Origin of the sequence: Sphingorhabdus sp. SMR4y, assembly GCF_002218195.1 — a bacterium.
GTDB lineage: Bacteria > Pseudomonadota > Alphaproteobacteria > Sphingomonadales > Sphingomonadaceae > Parasphingorhabdus.
In genome coordinates this window covers 2,868,398-2,890,798 of sequence record NZ_CP022336.1, presented here as the reverse complement: position 1 = coordinate 2,890,798, position 22,401 = coordinate 2,868,398, and the positions used below count along the sequence as shown (strand labels likewise).

Annotated in this window: 18 protein-coding genes; 6 read left to right on the top strand and 12 right to left on the bottom strand. The window is 61.7% G+C overall.

All coding sequences use genetic code 11. From position 1 onward, the window contains the following. Positions 1 to 61: 61 nt before the first annotated feature. From SPHFLASMR4Y_RS13885 to SPHFLASMR4Y_RS13850, 8 genes are all read right to left on the bottom strand, one after another. Positions 62 to 1,246: a phage major capsid protein gene (locus SPHFLASMR4Y_RS13885; protein ID WP_222102934.1), complete on the bottom strand. Its 1,185-nt coding sequence runs from the start codon at positions 1,244 to 1,246 to the stop codon at positions 62 to 64. A 95-nt stretch (positions 1,247 to 1,341) separates the two neighbouring features. Beyond that, positions 1,342 to 1,749 (bottom strand): HK97 family phage prohead protease, encoded by a 408-nt coding sequence (locus tag SPHFLASMR4Y_RS13880; protein ID WP_260807161.1) that lies wholly within the window; start codon positions 1,747 to 1,749, stop codon positions 1,342 to 1,344. Between the two features lie 143 nt (positions 1,750 to 1,892). Then, the gene (locus SPHFLASMR4Y_RS13875; protein WP_089134071.1) at positions 1,893 to 2,201 is read right to left on the bottom strand and encodes a DUF6127 family protein; all 309 of its coding nucleotides are present in this window, start codon (positions 2,199 to 2,201) and stop codon (positions 1,893 to 1,895) included. A 290-nt stretch (positions 2,202 to 2,491) separates the two neighbouring features. Then, positions 2,492 to 3,625 (bottom strand): phage portal protein, encoded by a 1,134-nt coding sequence (locus tag SPHFLASMR4Y_RS13870; RefSeq protein ID WP_089134070.1) that lies wholly within the window; start codon positions 3,623 to 3,625, stop codon positions 2,492 to 2,494. Between the two features lie 118 nt (positions 3,626 to 3,743). Continuing rightward, positions 3,744 to 5,132: a terminase large subunit domain-containing protein gene (locus SPHFLASMR4Y_RS13865; RefSeq protein WP_186266110.1), complete on the bottom strand. Its 1,389-nt coding sequence runs from the start codon at positions 5,130 to 5,132 to the stop codon at positions 3,744 to 3,746. After that, positions 5,125 to 5,613: a hypothetical protein gene (locus SPHFLASMR4Y_RS13860; RefSeq protein ID WP_089134069.1), complete on the bottom strand. Its 489-nt coding sequence runs from the start codon at positions 5,611 to 5,613 to the stop codon at positions 5,125 to 5,127. The genes SPHFLASMR4Y_RS13865 and SPHFLASMR4Y_RS13860 overlap by 8 nt, the downstream gene beginning before the upstream one ends. Before the next feature lie 183 nt (positions 5,614 to 5,796). Beyond that, positions 5,797 to 7,578, bottom strand: a complete 1,782-nt coding sequence (locus SPHFLASMR4Y_RS13855) for a patatin-like phospholipase family protein (RefSeq protein ID WP_089134068.1) — start codon at positions 7,576 to 7,578, stop codon at positions 5,797 to 5,799. Between the two features lie 76 nt (positions 7,579 to 7,654). Beyond that, the gene (locus tag SPHFLASMR4Y_RS13850) at positions 7,655 to 8,725 is read right to left on the bottom strand and encodes a DUF2855 family protein (RefSeq protein WP_089134067.1); all 1,071 of its coding nucleotides are present in this window, start codon (positions 8,723 to 8,725) and stop codon (positions 7,655 to 7,657) included. Between the two features lie 145 nt (positions 8,726 to 8,870). Between SPHFLASMR4Y_RS13850 and SPHFLASMR4Y_RS13845 the strand changes: the two genes are divergently transcribed. The 4 genes from SPHFLASMR4Y_RS13845 to SPHFLASMR4Y_RS13830 all read left to right on the top strand — a co-directional run bounded on the left by SPHFLASMR4Y_RS13845 (position 8,871) and on the right by SPHFLASMR4Y_RS13830 (position 15,224). Then, positions 8,871 to 10,427: an alanine/glycine:cation symporter family protein gene (locus SPHFLASMR4Y_RS13845; protein ID WP_260806981.1), complete on the top strand. Its 1,557-nt coding sequence runs from the start codon at positions 8,871 to 8,873 to the stop codon at positions 10,425 to 10,427. Between the two features lie 232 nt (positions 10,428 to 10,659). Next, positions 10,660 to 11,241, top strand: a complete 582-nt coding sequence (locus SPHFLASMR4Y_RS13840) for a YqaA family protein (protein ID WP_089134065.1) — start codon at positions 10,660 to 10,662, stop codon at positions 11,239 to 11,241. Between the two features lie 74 nt (positions 11,242 to 11,315). After that, on the top strand, positions 11,316 to 12,689 hold the full coding sequence (locus SPHFLASMR4Y_RS13835) for a glutamate--cysteine ligase (RefSeq protein ID WP_089134064.1): 1,374 nt from the start codon (positions 11,316 to 11,318) through the stop codon (positions 12,687 to 12,689). A 189-nt stretch (positions 12,690 to 12,878) separates the two neighbouring features. After that, positions 12,879 to 15,224: a TonB-dependent receptor gene (locus SPHFLASMR4Y_RS13830; RefSeq protein WP_089134063.1), complete on the top strand. Its 2,346-nt coding sequence runs from the start codon at positions 12,879 to 12,881 to the stop codon at positions 15,222 to 15,224. A gap of 101 nt (positions 15,225 to 15,325) precedes the next feature. On the opposite strand, the gene dinB is transcribed toward SPHFLASMR4Y_RS13830, so the two are convergent. Continuing rightward, a complete protein-coding gene (gene dinB / locus SPHFLASMR4Y_RS13825; protein ID WP_089134062.1) occupies positions 15,326 to 16,444 on the bottom strand; it encodes a DNA polymerase IV in 1,119 nt (372 codons plus the stop codon). 39 nt (positions 16,445 to 16,483) lie between these two features. Continuing rightward, entirely contained in the window at positions 16,484 to 18,055 is a 1,572-nt protein-coding gene (locus tag SPHFLASMR4Y_RS13820; RefSeq protein WP_186265946.1) for a pentapeptide repeat-containing protein, read from the bottom strand. A 90-nt stretch (positions 18,056 to 18,145) separates the two neighbouring features. On the opposite strand from SPHFLASMR4Y_RS13820, the gene SPHFLASMR4Y_RS13815 reads away from it, so the two are divergent. Then, positions 18,146 to 19,405 carry a multidrug effflux MFS transporter gene (locus SPHFLASMR4Y_RS13815; RefSeq protein WP_260806980.1) on the top strand — a complete coding sequence of 420 codons (1,260 nt, stop codon included), beginning with the start codon at positions 18,146 to 18,148 and terminating at the stop codon, positions 19,403 to 19,405. A 41-nt stretch (positions 19,406 to 19,446) separates the two neighbouring features. Further along, positions 19,447 to 19,881, top strand: coding sequence for a DUF2147 domain-containing protein (locus SPHFLASMR4Y_RS13810; RefSeq protein WP_089134059.1), 435 nt, complete (start codon positions 19,447 to 19,449; stop codon positions 19,879 to 19,881). Positions 19,882 to 20,147: 266 nt separating this feature from the next. Here the strand turns inward: SPHFLASMR4Y_RS13810 and SPHFLASMR4Y_RS13805 are convergent, their stop codons facing one another. Together SPHFLASMR4Y_RS13805 and SPHFLASMR4Y_RS13800 are read right to left on the bottom strand one after the other, a co-directional pair. Continuing rightward, positions 20,148 to 21,158 carry an SO2930 family diheme c-type cytochrome gene (locus SPHFLASMR4Y_RS13805; protein WP_089134058.1) on the bottom strand — a complete coding sequence of 337 codons (1,011 nt, stop codon included), beginning with the start codon at positions 21,156 to 21,158 and terminating at the stop codon, positions 20,148 to 20,150. Beyond that, a complete protein-coding gene (locus SPHFLASMR4Y_RS13800; protein ID WP_089134057.1) occupies positions 21,158 to 22,351 on the bottom strand; it encodes a parallel beta-helix domain-containing protein in 1,194 nt (397 codons plus the stop codon). Before SPHFLASMR4Y_RS13800 ends, SPHFLASMR4Y_RS13805 begins: the two co-directional genes overlap by 1 nt. Positions 22,352 to 22,401: the final 50 nt, after the last annotated feature.

The following is a 22,401-nucleotide window of genomic DNA, read 5'->3' as shown; positions in this document are numbered from 1 at the left end:
CCGGATCGAGAGGGGGGAGCAACCGGCACGGGCGCGCTGCGCCGAAGCACAGCAAGGAGGTTCAGGAAGCGCTGAACTGCATCAGCTTGATCGCTTCCGAATTCATCACCTGTCCGCCAACCCGCTTGGTCGCGTAGAAATGGACGAACGGCTTGTTGGTGAACGGATCGCGCAAGATGCGGGTCGCGCTGCGTTCGGCGATCAGGTAACCGGCGCGGAAGTTGCCAAAGGCAATCGCCAGGCTGTCGGCGGCAATATCGGGCATGTCCTCGGCCTCCACCACCGGATAGCCGAGCAGCGTCGCGGGCTGTCCATTGGCCAGCGACGGCTGCCACAGAAAAGCACCGTCCGCCGTCTTGAACTTGCGAATATGGGCGAGCGTCGAGCTGTTCATCACAAAACTCGCGCCCTGCCGGTAAGCGGGCCGCAGCGTGTGCACCAGATCGACCAGCACATCTTCGCTGTCAAAGTCACCGCTCGCGCCCGACGGCACATATTGCAGCGAGCCGAAGGCCCGCACATCATCGCTCTCATCGGTCACCGTCGCATTGAGAAAACCGCGCGGCTGGTTAACCCCGGAACCACCGACAAAGGCCGCCCCCTCGGCTTGCGCAAATTCGCGGGCAATCTCGTCGGCCAGCCAGGATTCGACGTCAAAGGCCGCGTCATCGAGCATCGCCTGAGACGCCGCCGGATTGGCGTAAAGCTCGCCGGTCGGCGGCGCGATCTCGTTGAAATCGGGCGTATCGGTTTCCGGACGCCCCGCGGTCTCGCTGACCCAGCCGGAGGGCGTGCCGCCGGTGGTGACCAGCTTGCGATAACCCGCCGTGCCGGTCTGCACCACGGTCGCGATCGCGCGGATCGGCGAAATATCCTTGAGCGTCGCCCCGATCAGCCCGTCAATCTCCTGTGGCACGGCAAAACCGCCCTCGGGTCCAGAGGCCCCGGAAAAGCTTTTCAGCTCGACGCCCTCATGGTTCCCGCGCCGGAGATATTTCGCGACAAAATCCTGCGCAGCAGCCGAAGACGGCATCCCCTTCGCGCCATCGATATTTCCGGCCAGCGCGGGTCGCGCCGAAGCCTTGCCGATCGCCTCGACCTGCCCCTTCAGGCCGTCCACATCGCCGCGCAAGGCAGCAATCGCCTTGCCATGACTTTCGGTCTCTTCCGCCATCAGCACCGCATCAAACGACGCCTCGAGCGGATCCGCCTTGGTTTCGAGGGGGGTATTGGGAGAGAGTTCCATGATATTCCTTTCCTGGGGTTAATTTTCATTCGATTGTCGAAATCGCACGCAGTCACAAAACAGATCGTTCCTCTTCGCGTCTTCGCGCGGTCGAATCAGGGCTTACGGACCAGATGAACGCGCGCCAGTGCTTGCATCGGAGCTGTCACCAGCGAAATTTCCGCGACATCCAGATCGAGCAATTCGCGCGGCTTTTCGCCCGTCGCCCGCTTGACGCGGTAGCCGAAGCTCAGCCCCTTCACCGACGCGCCGGACAACAAGGCGGCCGCCTCCCGTCCGGCCCGGGTCGTGGTAGAAACAGTCCCGATGACCCGCAATCCGCGCCGGTCCTCACGGGCAAAATCAACCCGGCCGATCTGCTGCATCGGATCATGTTGCCAGAGCAGCGGCAGGGATTGTCCTTCGGCCAGATCGCCGAACGCGCCCGGCCTGACGATATCGCCGCCCCGATCCACCCGGTCGAAGATCGCGGCATAGCCGGCGAAGCGGATGGTGTCCGGTATCACTGAAAGAAAATCCGTTCGTGCTGAGCCTGTCGAAGGACCTTTTGCGGTGATATCCGTTCGCCCTGAGCCTGTCGAAGGGCACTGCTCGTCCGAGAGGCGTGGTTCGAAAAGCTCACCACAAACAGCCCGTTCCACCTCTCTCACGACACCAGATGCCCCAGACCCAGCCGCATCGCGATGCCGACCAAGAGCAGCGCCAGCACCCCCCGCACGATCCAGCGGATCGCCGCCTTCCACGCGCTCGCCTTGGCGTCGCGCCAGGCGCGGAGCAGTTCGCGCAACTCGTCAATATCATCCTCGGCGCCCGGGTCGGACAGGCCAAGCCGGTCCAGCACCCGCACCGCGCCGCTGTCGGTCGCCTCCTCGACAATCGCGCGCAATGTCACCAGATCCGCGCCATCGCCTTCCGCCTGCGCCATCAGGCGGGCGAGCATTTCGTTATTTTGCATTTTGTATAAAACTCCGTTTTAACCTCAAGCGCCGGGCGCGGGCATCCGCCCGCTTGGCTATCCTCGCTACGCTGCGGACGCGCGGTCGCGCTTGCCTCCGCTTCGCGTCGGTTCGGCGCTCACACTCGTGGCTGGTTTCTAACCGAGCGCAACGAGGCAAGGCCGACCGGCCGCCGCGCCTTATGGCGCGAAAGCCAAGGGCGCGGATGCGCCCGCCCGGCGCCTGAGGTTAAACAAAAAATCCCCGTCGGAGGCGTTCGCGCAGCGAACTGCCGCGAGACAAAATGAATCTACACCCCCAGCATCGCCCGCTTCTCTTCCGGCGACAGGAAGTCCGCCTCGCACACCTGCTTCCACAACCGCTCCCGATCCTCCGACAAGGCCGGGATCTGGTCCCGGTCCACCGCCAGCTTTACATCCGGCCACCAGCTGCCCAGCGCCCCAGACAATCCATCCAGGATCTTCCCCGCCAGCGGCAATATCGTCAGCCGCCACAAGGCCCGGTTGGCCTCGCGATAATTGGCGTAGCTGTTGTCACCGGGCAGCCCGAGCAGCATCGGCGGCACGCCAAAGGCCAGCGCGATTTCCCGCGCCGCCGCCTCTTTCAGGGCGACAAAATCCATGTCCGCCGGAGTCAGGCTCATCGCCTGCCATTTCAGACCGCCCTCGAGCAGCATCGGCCGCCCGGCATTGCCGGAACCGGCAAAGCTCGCCTCCATCTCGGCCTTCAGCCGGTCGAACTGCTCGCCAGTCAACGCCGATCCATCCGCGCCCGGATCATAGACCAGCGCCCCGGATGGGCGCGCCGCATTGTCGAGGATCGCCTTGTTCCATTTCGCCGCCGCATTATGCACCGCCACCGCCTTTGCCGCCGCGCCCAGACAGCCGAGCCCATAATGGTCATCGGTCGGGTGGAAGCCCTTGAGATGGATGATCGCCGGGCGGCCCATCGCGTCCTGCGCGGCAAAGCGGGTGCGATGTTCACCGGCCCGATAGGCATAAGCCACTGGCCAGCCCTTGGCATCGGGCTCGACCGTGATCCGGTCGGGGCGGAGCGCGTAAAGCTCGGCAGGCTCGTCATCGCCATGGATGATCTGGACATAGGCATTGCCATGCAGCAGCAGATGCGCCGCGACAGTCTCCAGCAGCGACTGCCCCGCGCCGCTTCCTTCGACCAGGGCCGCAAGCTTGCCTTCCACCGGGACCAGCGGCGCGCCGCCAACCCCTTCGGCGACAATGCGCACCGCCCGCTGGGCAATCGCATTTTCGACATAGGCCTCGCGCACCCGGCCCTCATAAGAAAAGGGCGCGTCCCCCGAAAGAGCCGCGCCACCATAAGTGCCGATATAGCTGCGCCCCAAAGGCGGCCGCAAGGAGGCACCCCCGCCCTTGAAGGCGAGCGTGATATTTTCCCAGAATGTCATGTTTATTTCCTCTATTACGCGATGTGCTTCGCACTTGATGCGGAGCTCTGGCGGATAGCAACTGAATGCCGAGAGAGCTCCGCATCAAGTGCGGAGCACGCGCCATTCGACAGGCCATTCACCGCACCCGCGGTTCCCGCCTTTTCCCCAGCATCAGTTCCGTCAACGCCCAGACCAGCGCATCCGCCCGATCGGGCGAGCGCCCCGGCCCCTCATAGCCGCCGCCAACCAGCAAACCGCACATCTCGTCCTCGAGCTGCGGAAAAGCGCCGACATGACGCACCCGCTCATTTTCATAAAGCGCCGCCACCGGCTCCGCTCTTGCAACCTTGCCGCGCGCGGCGTGGACCAGCTTCACCGGCAGCGAAATCTTCGCCGCCTGCAGCACCGACTTGACCATCGCGCCGCCCTGGTTGGCTTCGGCAATGATCCGGTCGGCCTCAAAGCGATCAGCGGCCTCCGCCACCTTGCGCGCCCAGGTTTCGGGGCTGGCCTTTTCCACGCTGGCATCGGCCAGCACATAGGCTTTGCCATCCCCGCCCAGGCCCGCAACAATGATGCCGCAGGCATCACCGCTTTTCGATGCCGGTGGATCAACCCCGATGACGATACGGACCAGGCCCATATCCCGTTCGTCTCGAGCGCAGGCGAGAGACCGGTTCGCGCTATCCCCTGTGTATCGACTATGCTCGACACGAACGGCGTCACGGCCAACCCGGCACCCCTCGATCATCGCCCTTGTCCAGAGCGCCCCTTCGACATCCTCTATCAGCTCGCCGTCCAGTTCCTGCCGTCCCAGCCGCGTGCCGCGATAGTCGGCCTCCATGGCGGTCAGAAAGGCGGCCGGCAGATGCAGATGATTGTCCTGCGTCCGTCCGGTCGTGATTGTCACCTCCCCGCTAACCAGCGCCCGCACCAGCGGCACCGGTCGCGGCGTTGTGGTGGCGACCAGTTGCGGCCGAGAGCCAAGCCGCAGACCCATTTTCAGATTGTCCCAGGCGGCTTCCGCCTGCCCGGCATTGTTCATCCACTTGGCGATCTCGTCGCACCAGCCATGGCTGTGCTGGGGACCGCGCAGGCCCTCCGGTTCGGCAGCCGAATAGAGATGCGCCTGCGCGCCATTCTCCCAGGTCAGCCGCTTCAGCGAAGGCTCCCAGACCGGCCGCTGCTTGGGCGGCGCAATCGACAGCAGGCCGCTTTCTCCTTCGACCATCACGGTCCGGGTTTCGGCATAGTTCGCGCCAACCAGCGCAAAACGGGCGCTGCCATCGCCTTCGGCGATATGACGCACCCATTCGGCCCCGGCCCGGGTCTTGCCAAAGCCACGCCCTGCCATGATCAGCCAGATCAACCAGTCGCCGGCAGGCGGCATTTGTTCGGGCCGCGCCCAGAACGGCCAGCGATACAGAAATTCCTGCTGCTCTATCGTGCTCAGCCGCGAGACAAACATCTGGCGATCGCGCGGCGTCAGTCGGGCCAATAATTCCGTTGCGTTGCCATCATTCATCATTGTCAGAAGCCGTCGACCCTGCCCGCCCCTCGGCCAGCGCCTCCCGCTTGAGCAACCTTTCCCGCATATCTGCCAGCTTCCGGTCCAGGCTCGCGCGTACCTGTTCTGGGTTGATATCCTCCTCGGCTGCGCGGATCATCGCCACCATCTGCCGGTGCGCCAGCAACAGTTTGACGCCGATGCCGTCATTATAGTGCCGGACCCTCGCCACTTCCTTTCCTTCGTGGAAAACCGGCTTCTCGACGCCGTTGCGCGCGCGTTCGAGCATATCGACTTCAAGCAGCTCATAGCCGGCGGCAAGCGCCCGCATCCATGCGCGGAGAAATTCCGGATCCCGTTCGCGCCAGCTATAGACGGTCGAAATTCCGACACCGGCGGCTTTTGCCGAGGCCGACACATGCGAACTGGTGGCGAGATTTTTCAGGAATTTCACCTTGCGCCTGTCATCATATAGACCCCCGATTTTTGCTTTTGCCATAATCTGCTCCGTGCCGGACCGCCGCGAACCGTCCGGACATAAAAAAGGGCCTTCCGGCCGAACGGCCCCGCCTGTCCGGTGGGGTCATTCAGAGCCGGCTGGCCCGAATCACAATTTCGCGATGTTCCTGATATGTACCGGAACAGCGTGACACTGTCAAGATATTTTTACCTATATGGTAAATTACTCATTGAAATCCATCGTCGGAATGACCTGCTCTCCGATATATTCGGCCGCCATTTCCGCCAGTTCCCGGCCCAGATGCCAGTCCAGTATCTGCATATTGGCTATGATCGGCGGATTAACCAAAATGTCCTGCTCGCCGAGCATTTCCTTCGACGCCATGCGGCTGGCCACCACCATCGAACGGGACATGATCTCGACGATAGAAGGAAATTCCACCGCCTGTTTGCGGCGCAGGATGAAATCGCGCAGCAGGCTCCAGCGTCCACGAATGTCGGTATATAATGCTTTCGTGCGCCACACCTCGTTCGGGTCGCCCAGCGACACCACGATATTCGGCCCGGCTTTCAGGCCGTGCATCACCTTGACCGGCACATTGTCGAGCACGCCGCCATCGACCAGGATATTGCCGTCGCTGTCGATAAACGGCGGCAATATGGTCGGCAGCGAGCCCGAGGCGCGAACGCATTCCCACAGCGGCCCGCGCCGGTGGATGTGCAGACCATTGGTCGACAGGTTGGTCGAGACACCAAAGAAATTGATCGGCTGGTCGGCGATGTCTCTTGTCCCGTAGCGGTTTCTCAGTTCGCTATCGAACACCGTCGGATCGAGCAGCGAATTGATCGGCAGCGTCAGCCTTTTCATCGCCTTCGCGTGAATGAACATCGCCTCCATCTGGTCGAGCGTCTCGTCGACCGACATACCGCGTGCGATGGCGCCGCCCATGGCCGCCCCGGCGCTGGCTCCGCCGATGAAGTCGATCGGGATAGCCGCCTGCCGCAAGGCCTTGATCACACCCAGATGCGCGCAGCCCAGAGCGCCACCCCCGGCCAGCACCACGCCGATTGCACGCCCGGTCAGGAACCGAGCGATCTTGGCAAAATCCGCATCATCGTCGAGCGCAACATGATGGTGCAGCTTGGGCGCACGCGGATCGATCCAGTCGCCGCTGTGGCTGATCGTCTTGCCAGCGTTCGAGCGGAGCAGCAGCAGGGTGCGCTGCGGTTCGGCGATCCAGCCCATCGCAGCCTGTTCCATCGCATTGGGTTCAGGGTCCGTCTGACCGGGCCGCGCCACCATCACCAGCGCATCGGCGTTGCGGCAGACCATCTGCCCCCAGTCCTCCGGTCCGCTGCCGTCGATCAGGACATAGGCGCCCTTTGCCTCCTGCTCGGCCAACCAGGACTGATATTCGTGCGCGTCGGCCGCCTCGCTGGTTGCGCGATCGACTGGCACCACCGGCGTCTCGGGCCGGACAACCGCTCGAAAGGCCTCTGCCAGACGCGCCAGAAAGCCGTCCGGCAACTGGCTGGTTCCCGCCGGAAGCATTGCGACCACCCGCGGGTTTTTCGCTATTATCGAGGATGTCCGCGCGGTTGCAACCGCCAGCCGCTCGGACACCAGCTTGAGCATGGCGGCATATAATTCGGGATGCTGCACCGCGATCGCGTCAAAGGCGCTGCGGGACACTTCCAGCACGCGGGAATCGCGCATCGCCACGACATCGGCGGTGCGCTTGCCACCGGCGAAAAAGGCAAGTTCCCCGACCGCTTCGCCGCTTTCGATATGGGCGACGATCCGCGTCCTGTTGACCACCACCCGGAACCGGCCGGATTCGACGAAATAGAGGGCGTCGGCCTCTTCCCCCTGGCGGACCAGCGCCTCGCCACCGGCAACCCGCTTCAACGCCGAAACCGACTGCAGCGCGTGCAGCGCCTCGGGCGCCACGCCCTGAAACAGGGCATGGTTTCCCAAATCCGGCAGTCCTGTTGGATCAGTCACGCTGTTTCCCCCGTCGGTGCGACCCGGCTTGTGCCATTATCCTCCTATTTGCCTGCACAATCAAGCATTTGCCACGTTACGCCATGTGACATATCAACCCGCGGCTCGGGGCAACCTTGTTCGCCAGCATGTCCAGATAGGCGGACTGCAGGGCCTCGCGTCCCCTCATATCCTCGATCGTCAGATAATCGCTGGCACCCGCAACGAAGGCGGCGAATTGCTCTTCAACCTGCCCGCGGAAACTGACCGGCCCGACCTGTTTGATCAGGGTTTCGGCCGCGGTCGGCGCAAAGAAGAGCTCCGGTTTCGGTCCGGGCAGATCGTCTGCACCACCGCGCTCCGAAATATGGGTCACGCCGACCAGCGAACTGAATTTCAGCGCATCGCCCCATTGGCTGTGGATCGCGCCCAGCAACGGGCCGCTGCCGGCAAAATCGACCGAAACGGTTGGCGTTGCAGCATCGGCCGCTGACAGATTGTCATAGGTCAGGACCGCGTCATACAGGCCCGAACTCTCGACAAAAGCCTTGTTCCCCGCCGAGGTCAGACCGATCCGCCGGATCTCCGGACTCAGGCTTTTCGCCACCATCGCCAGCCCCAGCGCGGTTTTCGACGAGGCACTGGTCAACAACAGGGCCTGCGCGCCGAACCAGTCGTTCGACCGCATGAAATGTTCGATCAGGAAGCTGGTCGTGAACAGGGGCTCGAAAATCGCGCGCTCCGCTTCCCGCTCGCCTTCGCCTTCACCCAGTCGGTGATATTGATTGTAGATGATCGCCAGTCCCTGCCGATGCGCGGCGCCGTCAACAAAGCCGCCATCGGTCACATTGGTGGGCGTCACCAGCAAATGGCTGGCCATCGGCAGATAGCCATAGACCCGCTCGCCCACCGCGATATCGCCATTTTCCGACGCCACGACCTTGGCAAAGCCCCAGACCGGAACAATGCCCCATTGTTCGTCACCGGTCGGGAAAAAATTCCAGTAGCCAAAGCCGTCACCGACCGTCGCATAGGTGATATTATTGGCGGTCAGGGCATATTTGTCGATTTCCAGCAAAATCTGCCCGTCGGCCAGCGACGGTGTCTCGCTTTCCCGCCATTCCGATTGCGCGAGCGCGTCTTTCTTCACCCAAAGGCTGTGCATCATATCGTCTCCATACTGTTGTCCGGTTTTCTTTCAGCATAGGCTCTGCCGTCAGGATGGCAAAAGCATTTGCCAAAAACCATGCGCCTGCTAATCCTGCTGCTCGGGATAGTATATGCGCCCACGCGCGCCATCGGGGAGAAGTTTTGTGAGTACAGCACCTGTTTCAGGTCTCGAAGCGGCGATCGAGCCGATCACCAATCTGTCGGATTTTATCTGGGGCGGCAGCTGGGCCGGCGAAGAAATTCTCCCGATTCCGCCGATGGTCGTGATCCTGCTGGGCGCCGGCATCTACCTGATGATCGGCCTGCGCGGCTACCCGATATTCCGTCTTTTGCCCTCGCTGGCCGGTCTGTTCAAGAAATCGGACAAGAAAGGCGCGGGCGAGATCTCTCCTTTCGCGGCGCTGTCGACCGCGCTGTCCGGTCAGGTCGGCACCGGCAATCTCGCCGGCGTCGCCACCGCGATCACGCTCGGCGGACCCGGCGCGATCTTCTGGATGTGGGTGACCGCCCTGTTTGGCATGGCCCTCGCTTTCGCCGAAGGATCACTCGCCGTACGCTTCCGGTCGCAGGCCGCTGACGGCACCTATCGCGGTGGCCCGATGACCTATATCGCCATCGGCCTTGGCCCGAAATGGAAATGGCTCGCCATTCTCTTCTGCCTCGGCACCCTGTTTTCCGCGCTGGTCACCGGCAACGGCATCCAGGCCAACAGCCTAGGCGACAGCGCCAACGAACTGTTCGGCGTGCCGGAATGGATCGGCGGCGCCGTGGCGGCCGTGGCGGTCTTTGCCGTGATCATCGGCGGCATCAAGTCGATCGGCAAGGTTGCCGAAACCATAGTGCCGTGGATGGCCGGCGCCTATCTGATCATGGCGTTGATCGCTCTCGGCATCAACCTGCCCTATCTTCCGGAAACCTTCGGCCGGATTTTCGACGGCGCTTTCAATGCGCAGTCGGCAACCGGCGGCTTCCTCGGTGCAGCGATCATCATGGCGATCCGCGCCGGTGTCGCGCGCGGCCTGTTCTCGAACGAGGCCGGACAGGGTTCGACCCCGATTGCCCACGCGGTCGCCCAGACCAACGATCCCGCAGCACAGGGCCGTTTCGCGATGATGGGCACGTTCATCGACACGGTGGTCATCTGCACGATGACCGCGCTGGTCATGCTGACCGTGGCCGGAGACTTCACCTATACCGATGCCGATGGCGTCAAGCAGGCCGTCGAACATGCCTGGCAATCCGACCTCAACGGCTTTGCCATGACCTCCGGTGCTTATGCCGCAGCCTTCCCCTTCCTCGTTTTCGGCATTCCGATCGGCACATTGATCGTATCGGTCGCGCTGATCCTGTTCGTCTTCACCACCTTGCTCACCTGGAGCTATTATGGCGAACGGGCGATCACCTTTCTCTATGACCAGTTGCCGGGGGCCAGCCTCAAGGGCGAGAAAACCCTGCACATCATCTGGCGGATATTGTGGTGCGTGGTCATTCTGATCGGCTCCTTCGCTCCGCTGCAGCTGGTCTGGCGTCTCGGCGACATTTCCAACGCCGCCATGACCCTGCCGAACATCATCGGCTTGCTCGCCCTGTCTGGCGTCGTCTTCGCTCTCGCCAGGGGCGACCGCACCGCCGGCACCGACCATGGCCGCGAGACGCCGAAGGAATTGCTCGAGGACATCTCCGGTACGCCCGGTCACTAGGATGGAATTGTCTTTGAACCCCAGGCGCCGGGCGCAGGCATCCGCGCCCTTGGCTTTCGCGCCCATTAGGCACGGCGGACACCATCCATTTTATATGGTGGCCTTGCCTCGCTGCGCTCGGAATCATCGTGGACAAACCGAACGAAGCGAGGCAAGCGCGACCGCGCGCCCGAGCTTATGCGAGGGAAGCCAAGCAGACGGATGCCTGCGCCCGGCGCTTGAGGTCTAAAAAATGCTCAAAAAACTTTATGAATGGATGCTCGACAAAGCGGGCCATCCACAGGCTCCCAAATGGCTCGCCGGAATCAGCTTTGCCGAATCCAGCTTCTTCCCGATTCCGCCGGACGCCATGCTCGCCCCGATGTGCCTCGCGCGTCCGGAGCGGGCCTACTGGTACGCCTTTGTCTGCACCGTCGCGTCGGTGCTCGGCGCCTTGCTCGGCTATGCGATCGGCTATTTCGTCTTCGAAACGGTCGGCCTGCCGATTCTCGAATTTTACGGCGTCACCGAGAAATTCGATGTTTTTGCACAGAATTTCAACGAACAGGGCTGGATCGTCGTCCTCCTGGCCGGCTTCACGCCGCTGCCCTTCAAGGTAATCACCATCGCCGCCGGCAGCACCGCCATGCCGCTGCACATCCTGGTCGGGGCGGCGATTATCGCCCGCTCGGCGCGCTTCTTTCTGGTTGCTGCGCTGCTGCGGTTTTTCGGCCCGCCGATGAAGCTCTGGATCGACAAGAACTTCGCTCTCGCGACAACCGTCGTCGGCATTCTCTTCGTCGGCGGCTTTGCCGCGGTCAGCTGGCTCCTCTGACAAGCAACAATAGCTTTTAACGCTCCACCATTTTTTTATTGGCCTAGCCGCTGATGATTTCCTAAGGCCAGACAATGAGCACTAGACAGGTTTCAGACAGCAACGATCCTGTGATCGAGAATATCGGCCAGCTGGTCGAACCCATGGCCGGGGGCGAGAAACCACGGGAGCGCTGGCGGATCGGCACCGAGCACGAGAAATTCGTCTATTCCGTCACCGACCATCATGCCCCGAGCTATGACGAACCCGGCGGCATAAAAGATCTGCTGCTCGCCATGCAGGAATTCGGCTGGAAGCCGGTGGAAGAAGGCGGCAAGGTGATCGCCATGTCCGGCAGCGACGGCGCGATCAGCCTCGAACCTGCCGGCCAGCTCGAACTGTCCGGCGCGCCGCTGGAGAATCTCCACGAAACCTGCAACGAGACCGGCCGCCACCTGCAACAGGTCAAGGCGATTGGCGAGAAAACCGGCACCGGCTTCCTCGGCATGGGCATGTGGCCGGACAAGACCCGCGCCGAACTGCCGATCATGCCCAAGGGCCGCTACCAGATCATGCTCGACCACATGCCGCGCGTCGGCAATCTCGGCCTCGACATGATGCTGCGCACCTGCACCATCCAGGTCAATCTCGATTATGCCAGCGAAGCCGACATGGCGCAGAAGTTCCGCGTCGGGCTGGCGCTGCAACCGCTGGCCACCGCCCTGTTCGCCAATTCGCCTTTCACCGAGGGCAAGCCCAACGGCTACCAGAGCTTCCGCAGCCATATCTGGTCGGATACCGATCCGCACCGCACCGGCATGTTGCCCTTCGTGTTCGAGGACGGCTTCGGCTACGAACGCTATGCGGACTATATGCTCGACGTGCCGATGTATTTCGTTTTCCGCGACGGCAAATATATCGACGCAGCCGGCCTCAGCTTCCGTGATTTCCTGAAGGGCGAACTGTCGGTGCTGCCCGGCGAGAAGCCGACCATGTCCGACTGGAACGACCATCTTTCCACCGCCTTCCCCGAAGTGCGGCTGAAAAGCTTCCTCGAAATGCGCGGCGCCGATGGCGGGCCGTGGAACCGTATCTGCGCCCTGCCCGCCTTCTGGGTCGGCCTGCTCTATGACCAGAATGCGCTCGACGCCGCCTGGGACCGGGTCAAGGGCTGGACCATGGAAGAGCGTGAAGCCTTGCGCAACACGGTTCCCAAGCTGGGCCTCGATACACCGATCCCCAATGGCCAGACGCTGAAAGACCTGGCCGCCGAGATTCTCGAGATCTCCTCCGCCGGCCTCACCGCCCGCAACCGCCTCAATACCAGCGGCGACAATGAAAGCGGCTTCCTCGACCCGCTCCGCGAAGTGGTCGCCAAGGGCAAATCTCCGGCGGCGCAGCTGCTTGAACGCTATCATGGCGAATGGAATGGCGATGTCAGCCGAATCTATGACGAAATGAGCTTCTGATCAGGCCAAAAGGCGCTCACAGGTTTCTTTCGTAACAAAAAAGCAACAGTTGGCGGTGATTCGACCACAGTATGGTGCTCTGCAGCAATGTTGACTTGACCCCGTGCAAAACGGTCGGTTTGAATAGCTGGCAAGGAAGAGGGGGAACTTCCGACTCCCGACACATCTGAATAGCTGGAGATTCACGTCATGCGCCTCTGTTCCAAGCAGATTATTTCTCGTTCAACCCTCGCCGCAGCCATGCTTGCCGGCGGCATCGTCCAACCGGCTTTTGCCCAGCAGGAAACCGCAGCGGATGACGGTCAGGGGCTCGACGTTATCGTCGTCACCGCCCAGCGTCGCGAAGAGAATCTGCAGGATGTACCGATCTCGGTATCGACGATCAGCGACGACAAGCTCACCGCGATCGGCGCGGGCGGACAGGATGTCCGCGCGCTTTCCGCCCGCGTACCCAGCCTCGTGGTCGAATCTTCCTTCGGACGGACTTTCCCGCGTTTCTACATTCGCGGTCTTGGCAACACCGATTTCGATTTCAACGCCTCACAACCGGTCAGCCTGGTCTATGATGACGTGGTTCTGGAAAATCCCATTCTCAAGGGCTTCCCGATCTTCGACCTCGAGCGCGTCGAAGTATTGCGCGGACCGCAAGGCACGTTATTCGGGCGGAACACCCCGGCCGGTATCGTAAAATTCGACTCGGTAAAGCCGAAGGACTATCTCAGCGGTTTCGGCCGCGTCAGCTATGGCCGGTTCAATGCGGTCAATGCCGAAGCCGCACTGAACGTGCCGCTCGGAGAAGGCATCTCTGCCCGCGCCTCGGCCATGTACCAGCGGCAGGACGGCTGGGTCGACAACGTCAATCCGGGCAACCCGCAGACCAATGCCTTTGAAGGCTATGACGAGTTCGCCGCGCGCCTGCAGTTGCTGATGAACTTTACCGAAGAGACGGAGTTGCTGCTGACCGGCCAGTATCGCAATCTCGACGGCACCGCTCGGGTATTCCGCGCCAATATCTTCACCCGCGGCCAGGAAGGCCTCAATGCAGACTTCCGCCGGGATCAGGTCGCGGTCGACGGTCGCAACGAACAGAAGGTCAAGACCTACAATTTCTCCGGCCGCTTCAGCCATGACTTTGGTCCGGTTTCGCTGGTCTCTGTGACCAGCTTCTGGACCGGCGATGCCACTTCGGTCGGCGACGTCGATGGCGGCTTCGGCGCCAACTTCCTCCCGCCCGCACTTTATGGCCCCGGAGATATCCCGTTCACCGCGGAAACTCGCGACAGCGTTCCTGCGCTGAGCCAGTTTACGCAGGAAATCCGGCTCGAGAGCAACGGCAACGGGCCGCTCAGCTATCAGGCCGGCGTCTTCTATTTTGACGAGCGGCTGCGCATCGTCAGCGAAAATTATTCCACGCTCGGCGATCCGCTCAACGCCCCGGGCGGGATCAATATTCTCGTCAGCCAGCGTCAGGACAGCGAAGCTTTCGGTCTGTTCGGCTCGCTGACCTATGCCCTCTCCGATCAACTCAGCGTGACCGGCGGCATTCGCTACAACAAGGACGAGCGCGACTATTTCGTCGCCCGCACGCAGGATACGCAATTTCCGACCTTCCTGCAAAATCCGCTGGGCAATGTCAGCCGTTCGGTTTCCGATGACAATATCACCTGGGATGCCAGTATCTCCTACAAGGCCACCGAGGACATCAATCTCTATGCCCGTGTTGCAAAAGGCTATCGCGCGCCGAGCATACAGGGCCGTATCCTGTTCCCGCCGGCAACGGCCACGCCACTGGAAGACGGTGTCACCGTCGGCCAGTCGGAAACCATCCTCTCCTACGAGGCGGGCGTCAAAACCACCTTCCTCGATGGCCGAGGCCGGTTCAACGTCAACGGCTTTTTCTATGATCTGGACAATGCCCAGCTGACCGCGGTCGGCGGCGGTGTCAACGCCAACCGGCTGATCAACGCTGACAGCGTACGCGGCTACGGCATGGAGATGGACGCAGAGCTCAAGCCGGTGCCGGAATTGCTGCTCACGGCCAGCCTCAGCTACAACAAGACCGAAATCCGCGACGCCGGCCTCACCACAGCGGCGTGCGGTGCCACAAGGGTTGATACATTCCCGAACGTGTCGCTTTGCACACCGCTCGACCCGATCGTGACCCCGGCGGCGCCTTTCGCTTCCGCGATTGTCAATATCGACGGCAACAGCCTGCCGCAGAGCCCGCGCTGGATCGCCAATGCCACGGCTCGCTACGGCATCCCGGTCGGCGACGGCGAAATCTATGCCTTCACCGACTGGTCCTATCGGTCGAAGATCAATTTCTTCCTCTACGAATCCATCGAATTCCAGGACAAGCGCCAGCTCGAAGGCGGCCTGCGCGTCGGTTATCAGACCGACAGTTTCGATATTGCCGGATTTGTCCGCAACATCACCAATGATGAATCGGCGGTCGGCGCGATCGACTTCAACAACCTGACCGGCTTCGTCAACGAGCCACGGATCTGGGGCGTCGAAGCCGGCTTCAAATTCTAGGCTTGCCTTTCTCCGCACGCGATGCGGAGCTATCGAGGCAAAAGGATTAGATCAGGAGCGAGCCGCGCACAGAGTGCGTTGCTCGCTCCTCCCGTTCCGGTCTAGAAATCAAACGCGGGCTGAATCTGATCATTCTCGGCATCGCCGTCTTCCTGTTCGGCTGCTTCAGCGCCTTCCAGCGATGATAATGTCAGCCCCAGCAACCGCACGCCATTTTCCACCGGCATGATGCTGGCCAGCAATTCCCGGCCGATGGTGGCAAATTCATTCTTGTCGGCAATATAATGATCGGTGGACTTGGACCGGGTCACCTGCCGGAAATCGGCATATTTCGCCTTCAGCGTGACCGTCCGCCCGCGCGCCTCGCATTTTGCGATACTGTTCCAGACGATATCGATAATATGCTCGAACGCGTCGTGCATGTCACCGTCGCTGACCAGGTCATCGCCATAGGTCCGCTCGCCGCCAACCGATTTGCGAATCCGGTTGGCCCGCACTTCGCGGTGATCGACGCCGCGAGAGGCGCGAAACAGATAGCCCGCCGACTTGCCGAAATGCTGCTTCAGGAAATCCTGCGACTGCGCGCGCAGATCGGCCCCCGTGTGAATGTTCAGCTTCGCCATCCGCTCCGCCGTTTTCGGACCGACGCCAAAGAATCGCCGCACCGGCAACTGGGCAACGAAATCCGCTCCCTGATGCGGCTTGATCACGCAAATACCATCCGGCTTGTTCTGGTCCGAGGCGATTTTGGCAATGAACTTGTTATAGCTGACCCCGGCGCTGGCGGTGAGGCCGGTCTGCTTCCTGATCTCGGCCCGGATCATCTCGGCGATCCGTGTCGCATTGCCGATTCCCATCTTGTCCTCGGTCACATCGATATAGGCCTCGTCCAGCGACAGCGGTTCGACGAGATCGCTGTGCGTCCGGAATATCGCCCGGATCTGCTGCGACACTTCGCGATAGACCTCGAACCGGTGCTTGACGAATATCAGGTCGGGACAGCGGCGCTTGGCGGTTACCGATGGCATCGCCGAGCGCACGCCGAACTGGCGCGCTTCATAGGAAGCTGCAGCGACAACCCCGCGCTTTGACGAGCCGCCGACCGCCACCGGCTTGCCGCGCAATTCGGGAAAATCGCGCTGCTCGACACTGGCGAAAAAGGCATCCATATCGATATGGATGATCTTGCGCTGGAGCAGATCGGGAGCGGAGTCGGACATGGCCTCAGTCTAGCGCCTGTTTCCCGGCTTGGGGAGCGGCTACATGCCCTCGCTCAGCGCCTGCCGATAGCTTTCGATCAGCGCGGCACCAATATCGGCGCGAACCGTCTCGGTGAAGCTCGCGCGCATCCCGCAACTCATGATATCGGCCGCTTCGGGATATTTCTCATAATCTGGCTTGCCACCGGCAAATATTTCCAGCCGGTCGTCAAAAATCCGGAATACCGGGACCGTGTCTCCCTCCGACACCGGGATATACCAGCCCGATTGCGCGTCGAAATAGAGATGCGTGGCATAGATGCTGCACAAATGCGCATTGGCTCCGACCGCGCTGCCCCTGATCGCGTACAAACCGTCATCGCCGCGCTCGATCAATATCTCGGTCATCGAAGCGCCGACCAGAACCGGCGCGATCTTGGCCAGCAGTTCCGACCCGGCCATGGTATCGGGGAGCGGCAGAACATCGTCGACAAACAGCGCCGATTCGCCACGCTCCAGCCAGTCACTCTCGCCCAGCAGGCCAAGCAGCTGCCCCTTGCGCGCGCTGTAGCTTTCCCGGAGGCAGTCGGTCGGATATTCCGCAGCCCCGCAACGATTGCGCTGCTTCAGCCAGGCCCGCTGGCTATCCCTGACACCGGCGTCGGCGGCCTTTGCCCGCTTGTACAGGACAGCCATGGCGCGGTCGTCAGCACGCAGGTCGCTGGCATAGTCACCGCAGATTTCCAGTTCGACCCGGCTTGTTGCCTCGTCGCAGTCAAAGGACGGGCGCGCCTCCGTGCCCTCCTGGCCGGCATTTGCGGCCAGCAGTTGCTGCGCTTCCCCGGCGGTCAGACCTACATCATGCGCGCCGCCGCGCAGGATGATCGAACCGCGAAAATCGCTGTTTGCCAGAGCGGGCAATTGCCGGGGTCCGACAATCGTCCCGTCAATGCGGGCGCCGGCCAGATCGACCGCGTGCAATCCAAAACTGTGCAATGTGGCGTCGGTAAAATTCGCGCCCCTGGCACTCATGCCTGCTCCCCCTTGGTAGACCGGACAGCCATCCGGCACGGTGATGCCGCAGGAAAAGGTGAAACCGGTCAGATCGGCGCCATCCAGATCCCAGCCTTCGACGCTGCCCTCGAACCAGCCGCCATCGAAATGGCCATGCGAGAAATCCGCGCCTTTGGCTGTCACGTTCCGCAGGCCGGCATTGCGGAACAATACCTCGGCCATGTGAACCCCGTTCATATTGGCACCGCTCAGGTCAGCCTTGATAAAGCCCGCACCGGGTGCCAGCGCGCCGGCGAAATTGGCACCCGACAGATCGCTTTCGTCAAAGCAGATACCGGACAGGGACATGCCGCTGAAATCCCAGCCGGCAAAGGCACCGCCCTTGATGATAGTCACAACCGGTATCCGGCGGTCGATCACACGCAAAAAATCGGCGATCGACCGGATCTGCGTGCCGTCGATTTCATGCCCGGTCATCACCGGCCTGTTCTCACCCCAGATATCGCCCGAGACGGAAGCACAACTGGCGTCCGCAGCCGCGGTTTCCGCCCGCAGAGCAGCTGTTCCCGCCAGCATCGACAGAAGCAGCGCAAGCAGCGAAAAGCCATGCTTCATCATCCGGTATTTCCTCGATTTATCAGCCCGCAGGAGCCCGGGCTGTTCAATTGCACTATAGCCACACCCGCCTGAACTTGCCATAGGCCACCGGTGCAACGCAAAGCTCTCCCCTTCCCCATTGGTCGTACCGAGCTGATCATCATGATGGCCAGCCTGATGTCGCTCAATGCGCTCGCGATCGACATCATGCTGCCCGCTCTGGGATTGATCTCGGATGGCTTTGCCCTGCCCAACGTCAATGACCGGCAATGGACCATCACCTCCTTCATTTACGGCATGGCGATCGGATCGATCCTCTATGGTTCGCTGGCCGACCGCTATGGCCGCAAGCCGGTGTTGCTGGTCACCATCGGCATATATACGGGTTTCGGCATACTCTGCGCTCTTGCCTGGGACTATGACCTGCTGCTGATCGCTCGCTTCATTCAGGGGCTGGCGGCTTCGGCCATGGGCGTATTGGCGAACAGCATCATCCGCGATCGCTACGACGGCGATGCGATGGCCCGGGCCATGTCCACCATCATGATGGTATTCATGATCGTTCCCATCACGGCGCCGATGCTCGGCGAACTGGTTCTCCATGTCGCGCCGTGGAAGGCGATATTCCTGGTATTGTCCGCGGCGGGGCTGTCGACATTTCTGTGGGTAATGACGCGGCTGCCGGAGACCCTTCATCCGGACGACAAGACCCCGATCAAGGCCCGGTCCGTCGCCGCGGCATGGCGTGCCGTCATTTTCAACCGCAACAGCTTTGGCCATGTCATCGCCAGCGGCCTGATGATGGCACCGCTCTTTGCCTATATCGCGTCGGCCCAGCAGATATTTTTCGATATTTTCGGTGCCGGCGATATCTTCGTCTATATTTTTGCCCTGAGCGCGGGCGCGATGTCTATCGCCAGCTTCACCAACTCGCGGATCGTCATGCGCTTCGGCGCGCGGCGGGTCTCCCAGTCCGCCCTGATCTTTTTCATTCTCGTGTCGATCATCCACTTTGCCCTTGCCGAATCGGGGTGGCTCAGTCTCTGGTCCTTCACCGCCGTGCTGGTGCCCTCGATGGCGATGGTCGGCTTCACCGGTGCCAATTTCAGCTCCATCGCGATGCAGCCCTTCGGCAAGACCGCGGGCGTCGCCTCGTCCTTCCAGAATTTTACCCGGACCGGCCTTTCCTCCATGATCGGCGCCGCCATCGGCCTGCAGTTTGACGGTACGGTCTTACCGCTGGCGACCGGTTTCATGGTCTGTGGCATAGCCTCTCTGGCGTTCATCTTCTGGGCCGAACAGGGCAAATTGTTCCGGCGCGTTCAGCTTGGTGTAACCAGAGACAAGCTAGCCAAGCTCGACGATTTATAGCCATTTGCCAAAAATCGGGAGCATCCTTGGGGAGCACGATCATGTCTAGATGGAACAGCGGTCCGATTGCGGCAGGACTGGCCTTTGCCGCCCTGACTGTTGCCACCCCGGCACAGGCTGCGGATTCGATCCATGGCGAATGGATCACGCAGGACCGGGGCGCCATCATCAAGATTTCCAAATGCGGCGCGAACGTCTGTGGCCGCATCCATAAATATCTGGTGCGGCCGCTAAACGGGGTGGGGCAGAAGGATGTCAACAATCCCGACAAAAGCCTGCGCAGCCGCAAGGTACTCGGCATCGCCATTCTGACCGGCTTCAAACCCGACGGCGACATCTGGCGCGGCAAGATCTACGATCCCAAATCCGGTCGGACCTATCGCTCGGAAGTCAGTCTGATCTCGTCCGACAGCCTGAAGATGAAAGGCTGTGTCGCCTTTATCTGCCAGAGCCAGAACTGGACCCGGGCGAAGTGAATATATTTATCTGACCGCAAGCACCGGGCGCGGACATCCGCCCGCTTGGCTATCGCGCCATAAGGCGCGGCGGCCGGTCGGCCTTGCCTCGGCTACGCCTCGGTTGGAAACTGACCACAATCGGGAGAGCCTAACCGACGCGAAGCGGAGGCAAGTGCGACCGCGCGTCGGGCAGTAGCCCGCCCCGTCGGAGGCGTGAGCGGAGCGAACTGCCGCGAGACATAATACATGCGTCCGCGCCCTGCGTTTGAGGCCAAATACCCCCCCTATTCCATCTCCGCGATCCACTCGCTGAGCAAAGCCACGCCTTCGTCATGGACAATCGAGCGGCCGACTTCCGGCATGCTGATACCCGGATCGAGGCTGTTCAGCCGATAGATCATGATGCTGGCCTCCGGATCGCCCGGCGCGATGTCGAAAGCGTGGGTCCCGCTGCCCCGCCCCGCAGCGACCGGCCGCTTGTGGATACCGATACGCACCGGCATCTCTTCCTCGTAGGTCAGGAACAGGCCGGAGTTGCTGGCCGAGCCATTGGCGTTGTGACAATGGGCACAATTGGAGTCGAGATAGCCGCGCGCGCGATCCTTGAGCGGGGCACTGCTCTCGCCCCAGACCGGCACCCGATATGCGACCTCCGGCTGCCGGTCGAGCAGGCCAAGCCGCGCAAATTGCTCGAGCTGCCCGCCATGGGTCAGGTTGCGCGCCTTGGGACCGATCGGCGTCACCGCGTCCGACAGCGCATGGCATTCCTTGCACTGGTTCTTGTTCGGCACGGCATAGCTGATCGAACGCTCCTTTCCGGACGGGTCGGTGAAAGTGACAGGGATACGCGCGCCCGCGACCTTCAGCTTCGCCTCGGTCTGCGCCGCGTTCCAGACATAGGGCAAGGCCAGCCAGCCGTCGGCGCGATGCAGCAGCACCCGGGTCTCGAGCAGCATCGGCTTGCCATCGCGCTCATAGCCAAAGCTCTTGATCAGCGCGGACCCTATCGGAAAATCGAGCAGGCCGTCACCATTGGCTTTCGCCTGCGCGCCCTCGGGCACATAGATATAGCGATATTTCTCCGCATAGTCGGAGAATAGAGGCATGTTGAGCTGATAGGGTACGACCCGCTCGTTCGGCTGCCAGCCGGAAGCATCCTTGAAAAAGCGATAGTCCGACAGCATCCGGGGCAGGCCCTCGGACAGGATCACCCCGTCGGCCACGCCCGCCGGCGCGCGCGCGCCGGCCGAAAAGGCCAGCGCCACGATCGCGCACGCAGAAGCCAGCCAGCGCATTATTGAATCGCGTCTTCCATCGCCTGCGGCAGGGTGATCGGTGTCAGTTGCCGGCCGTCAAACGGCTCGCTGGCACCCGCGCTCAGCGACGGCTTCGCCTCGGCCAGTGACTGGCCGGGCGTGGTCAGTCCCAGGGACAGGATCGCGACATCATCGCCGATCAGCAGATTCTCCCCGGTGCCATCCTCGATAATCGGTGGAATCGCCCCGCCAAAAGCAGCCTTCAACTGCGCGCCGCCAGGAAAGGCCGGATCATAGCCGGCCCGGCCATGGTCATTTTCAAACACCCGCACGCCAATCGGCTTCGGATTATATTTGGGATCATCCTGCCCCTTGCTATAGGACACGATCAGGACGTTGCCGGTGCCGTTTTCGGCGAAGCGGTTTTCGAACACTTCCACTTCATAATGCGACATCACCATCACCCCCATGCCGGCGGGGACCTCGGCGACAATATTGCCCTCGGGCGCGAAATTCGGGGTATTGTTGTCGACCACAATATTGTCGAACACGCGGACATTGCGGCCGCCCTGTTTCGGAATATTGGGCAGGTCAAAGACCAGGATGCCGCCGGTATTGTTGACTGCGACATTGTTATAGACGTCCGCGCCGATGCTGTTCTCGATCTCGATGCCGGCAACGTTGAATTTCGCCACGCTGTTGCGGACGATGATATTCTCCGACTGGCCGACATAGATCCCGGCATCGGAAGAGCCGATCGTGATCACGCTATCGACCAGCACGTTGCTGCTTTCCACCGGATAGATGGCATAGGCGCCATTTTCCGCATGCGGTCCGCGGGTCCATTCGACCCGCACTTTATAATAGACAATATTGTCCGCGCCCTTCGACTTGATGCCGTCGCCCTTGCTGTCCTCGATCGCGAAATCCCGCAGCACGACATGGTCCGAAGTCACCAGCAGGCCTTCCCCCGCGCCGAGCTGTCCCGCGAAATTGAGCACCGTCTGGTCCATGCCCGCGCCACGCACTGTCACATTATCAACATCCAGAGAGAGACCGTCGACCAGATCGAACCGGCCCGCCCCCAGTTCCACGACATCGCCAGGCTCGGCTAGGATCAGAGCTTCCTGCAGCCGTTCCTGCGCATCGTCTCCGGCTTCTACATTGATGGTTTTGGCCAGTGTCGGAGCGCTCAGGCAAAGCGCGGTGGCCACCAATAGACTGCGTAACATATCTCTCTCCTCCAGGAAGCGAAGATAATGCCGCAAAAAACCGGCGATGC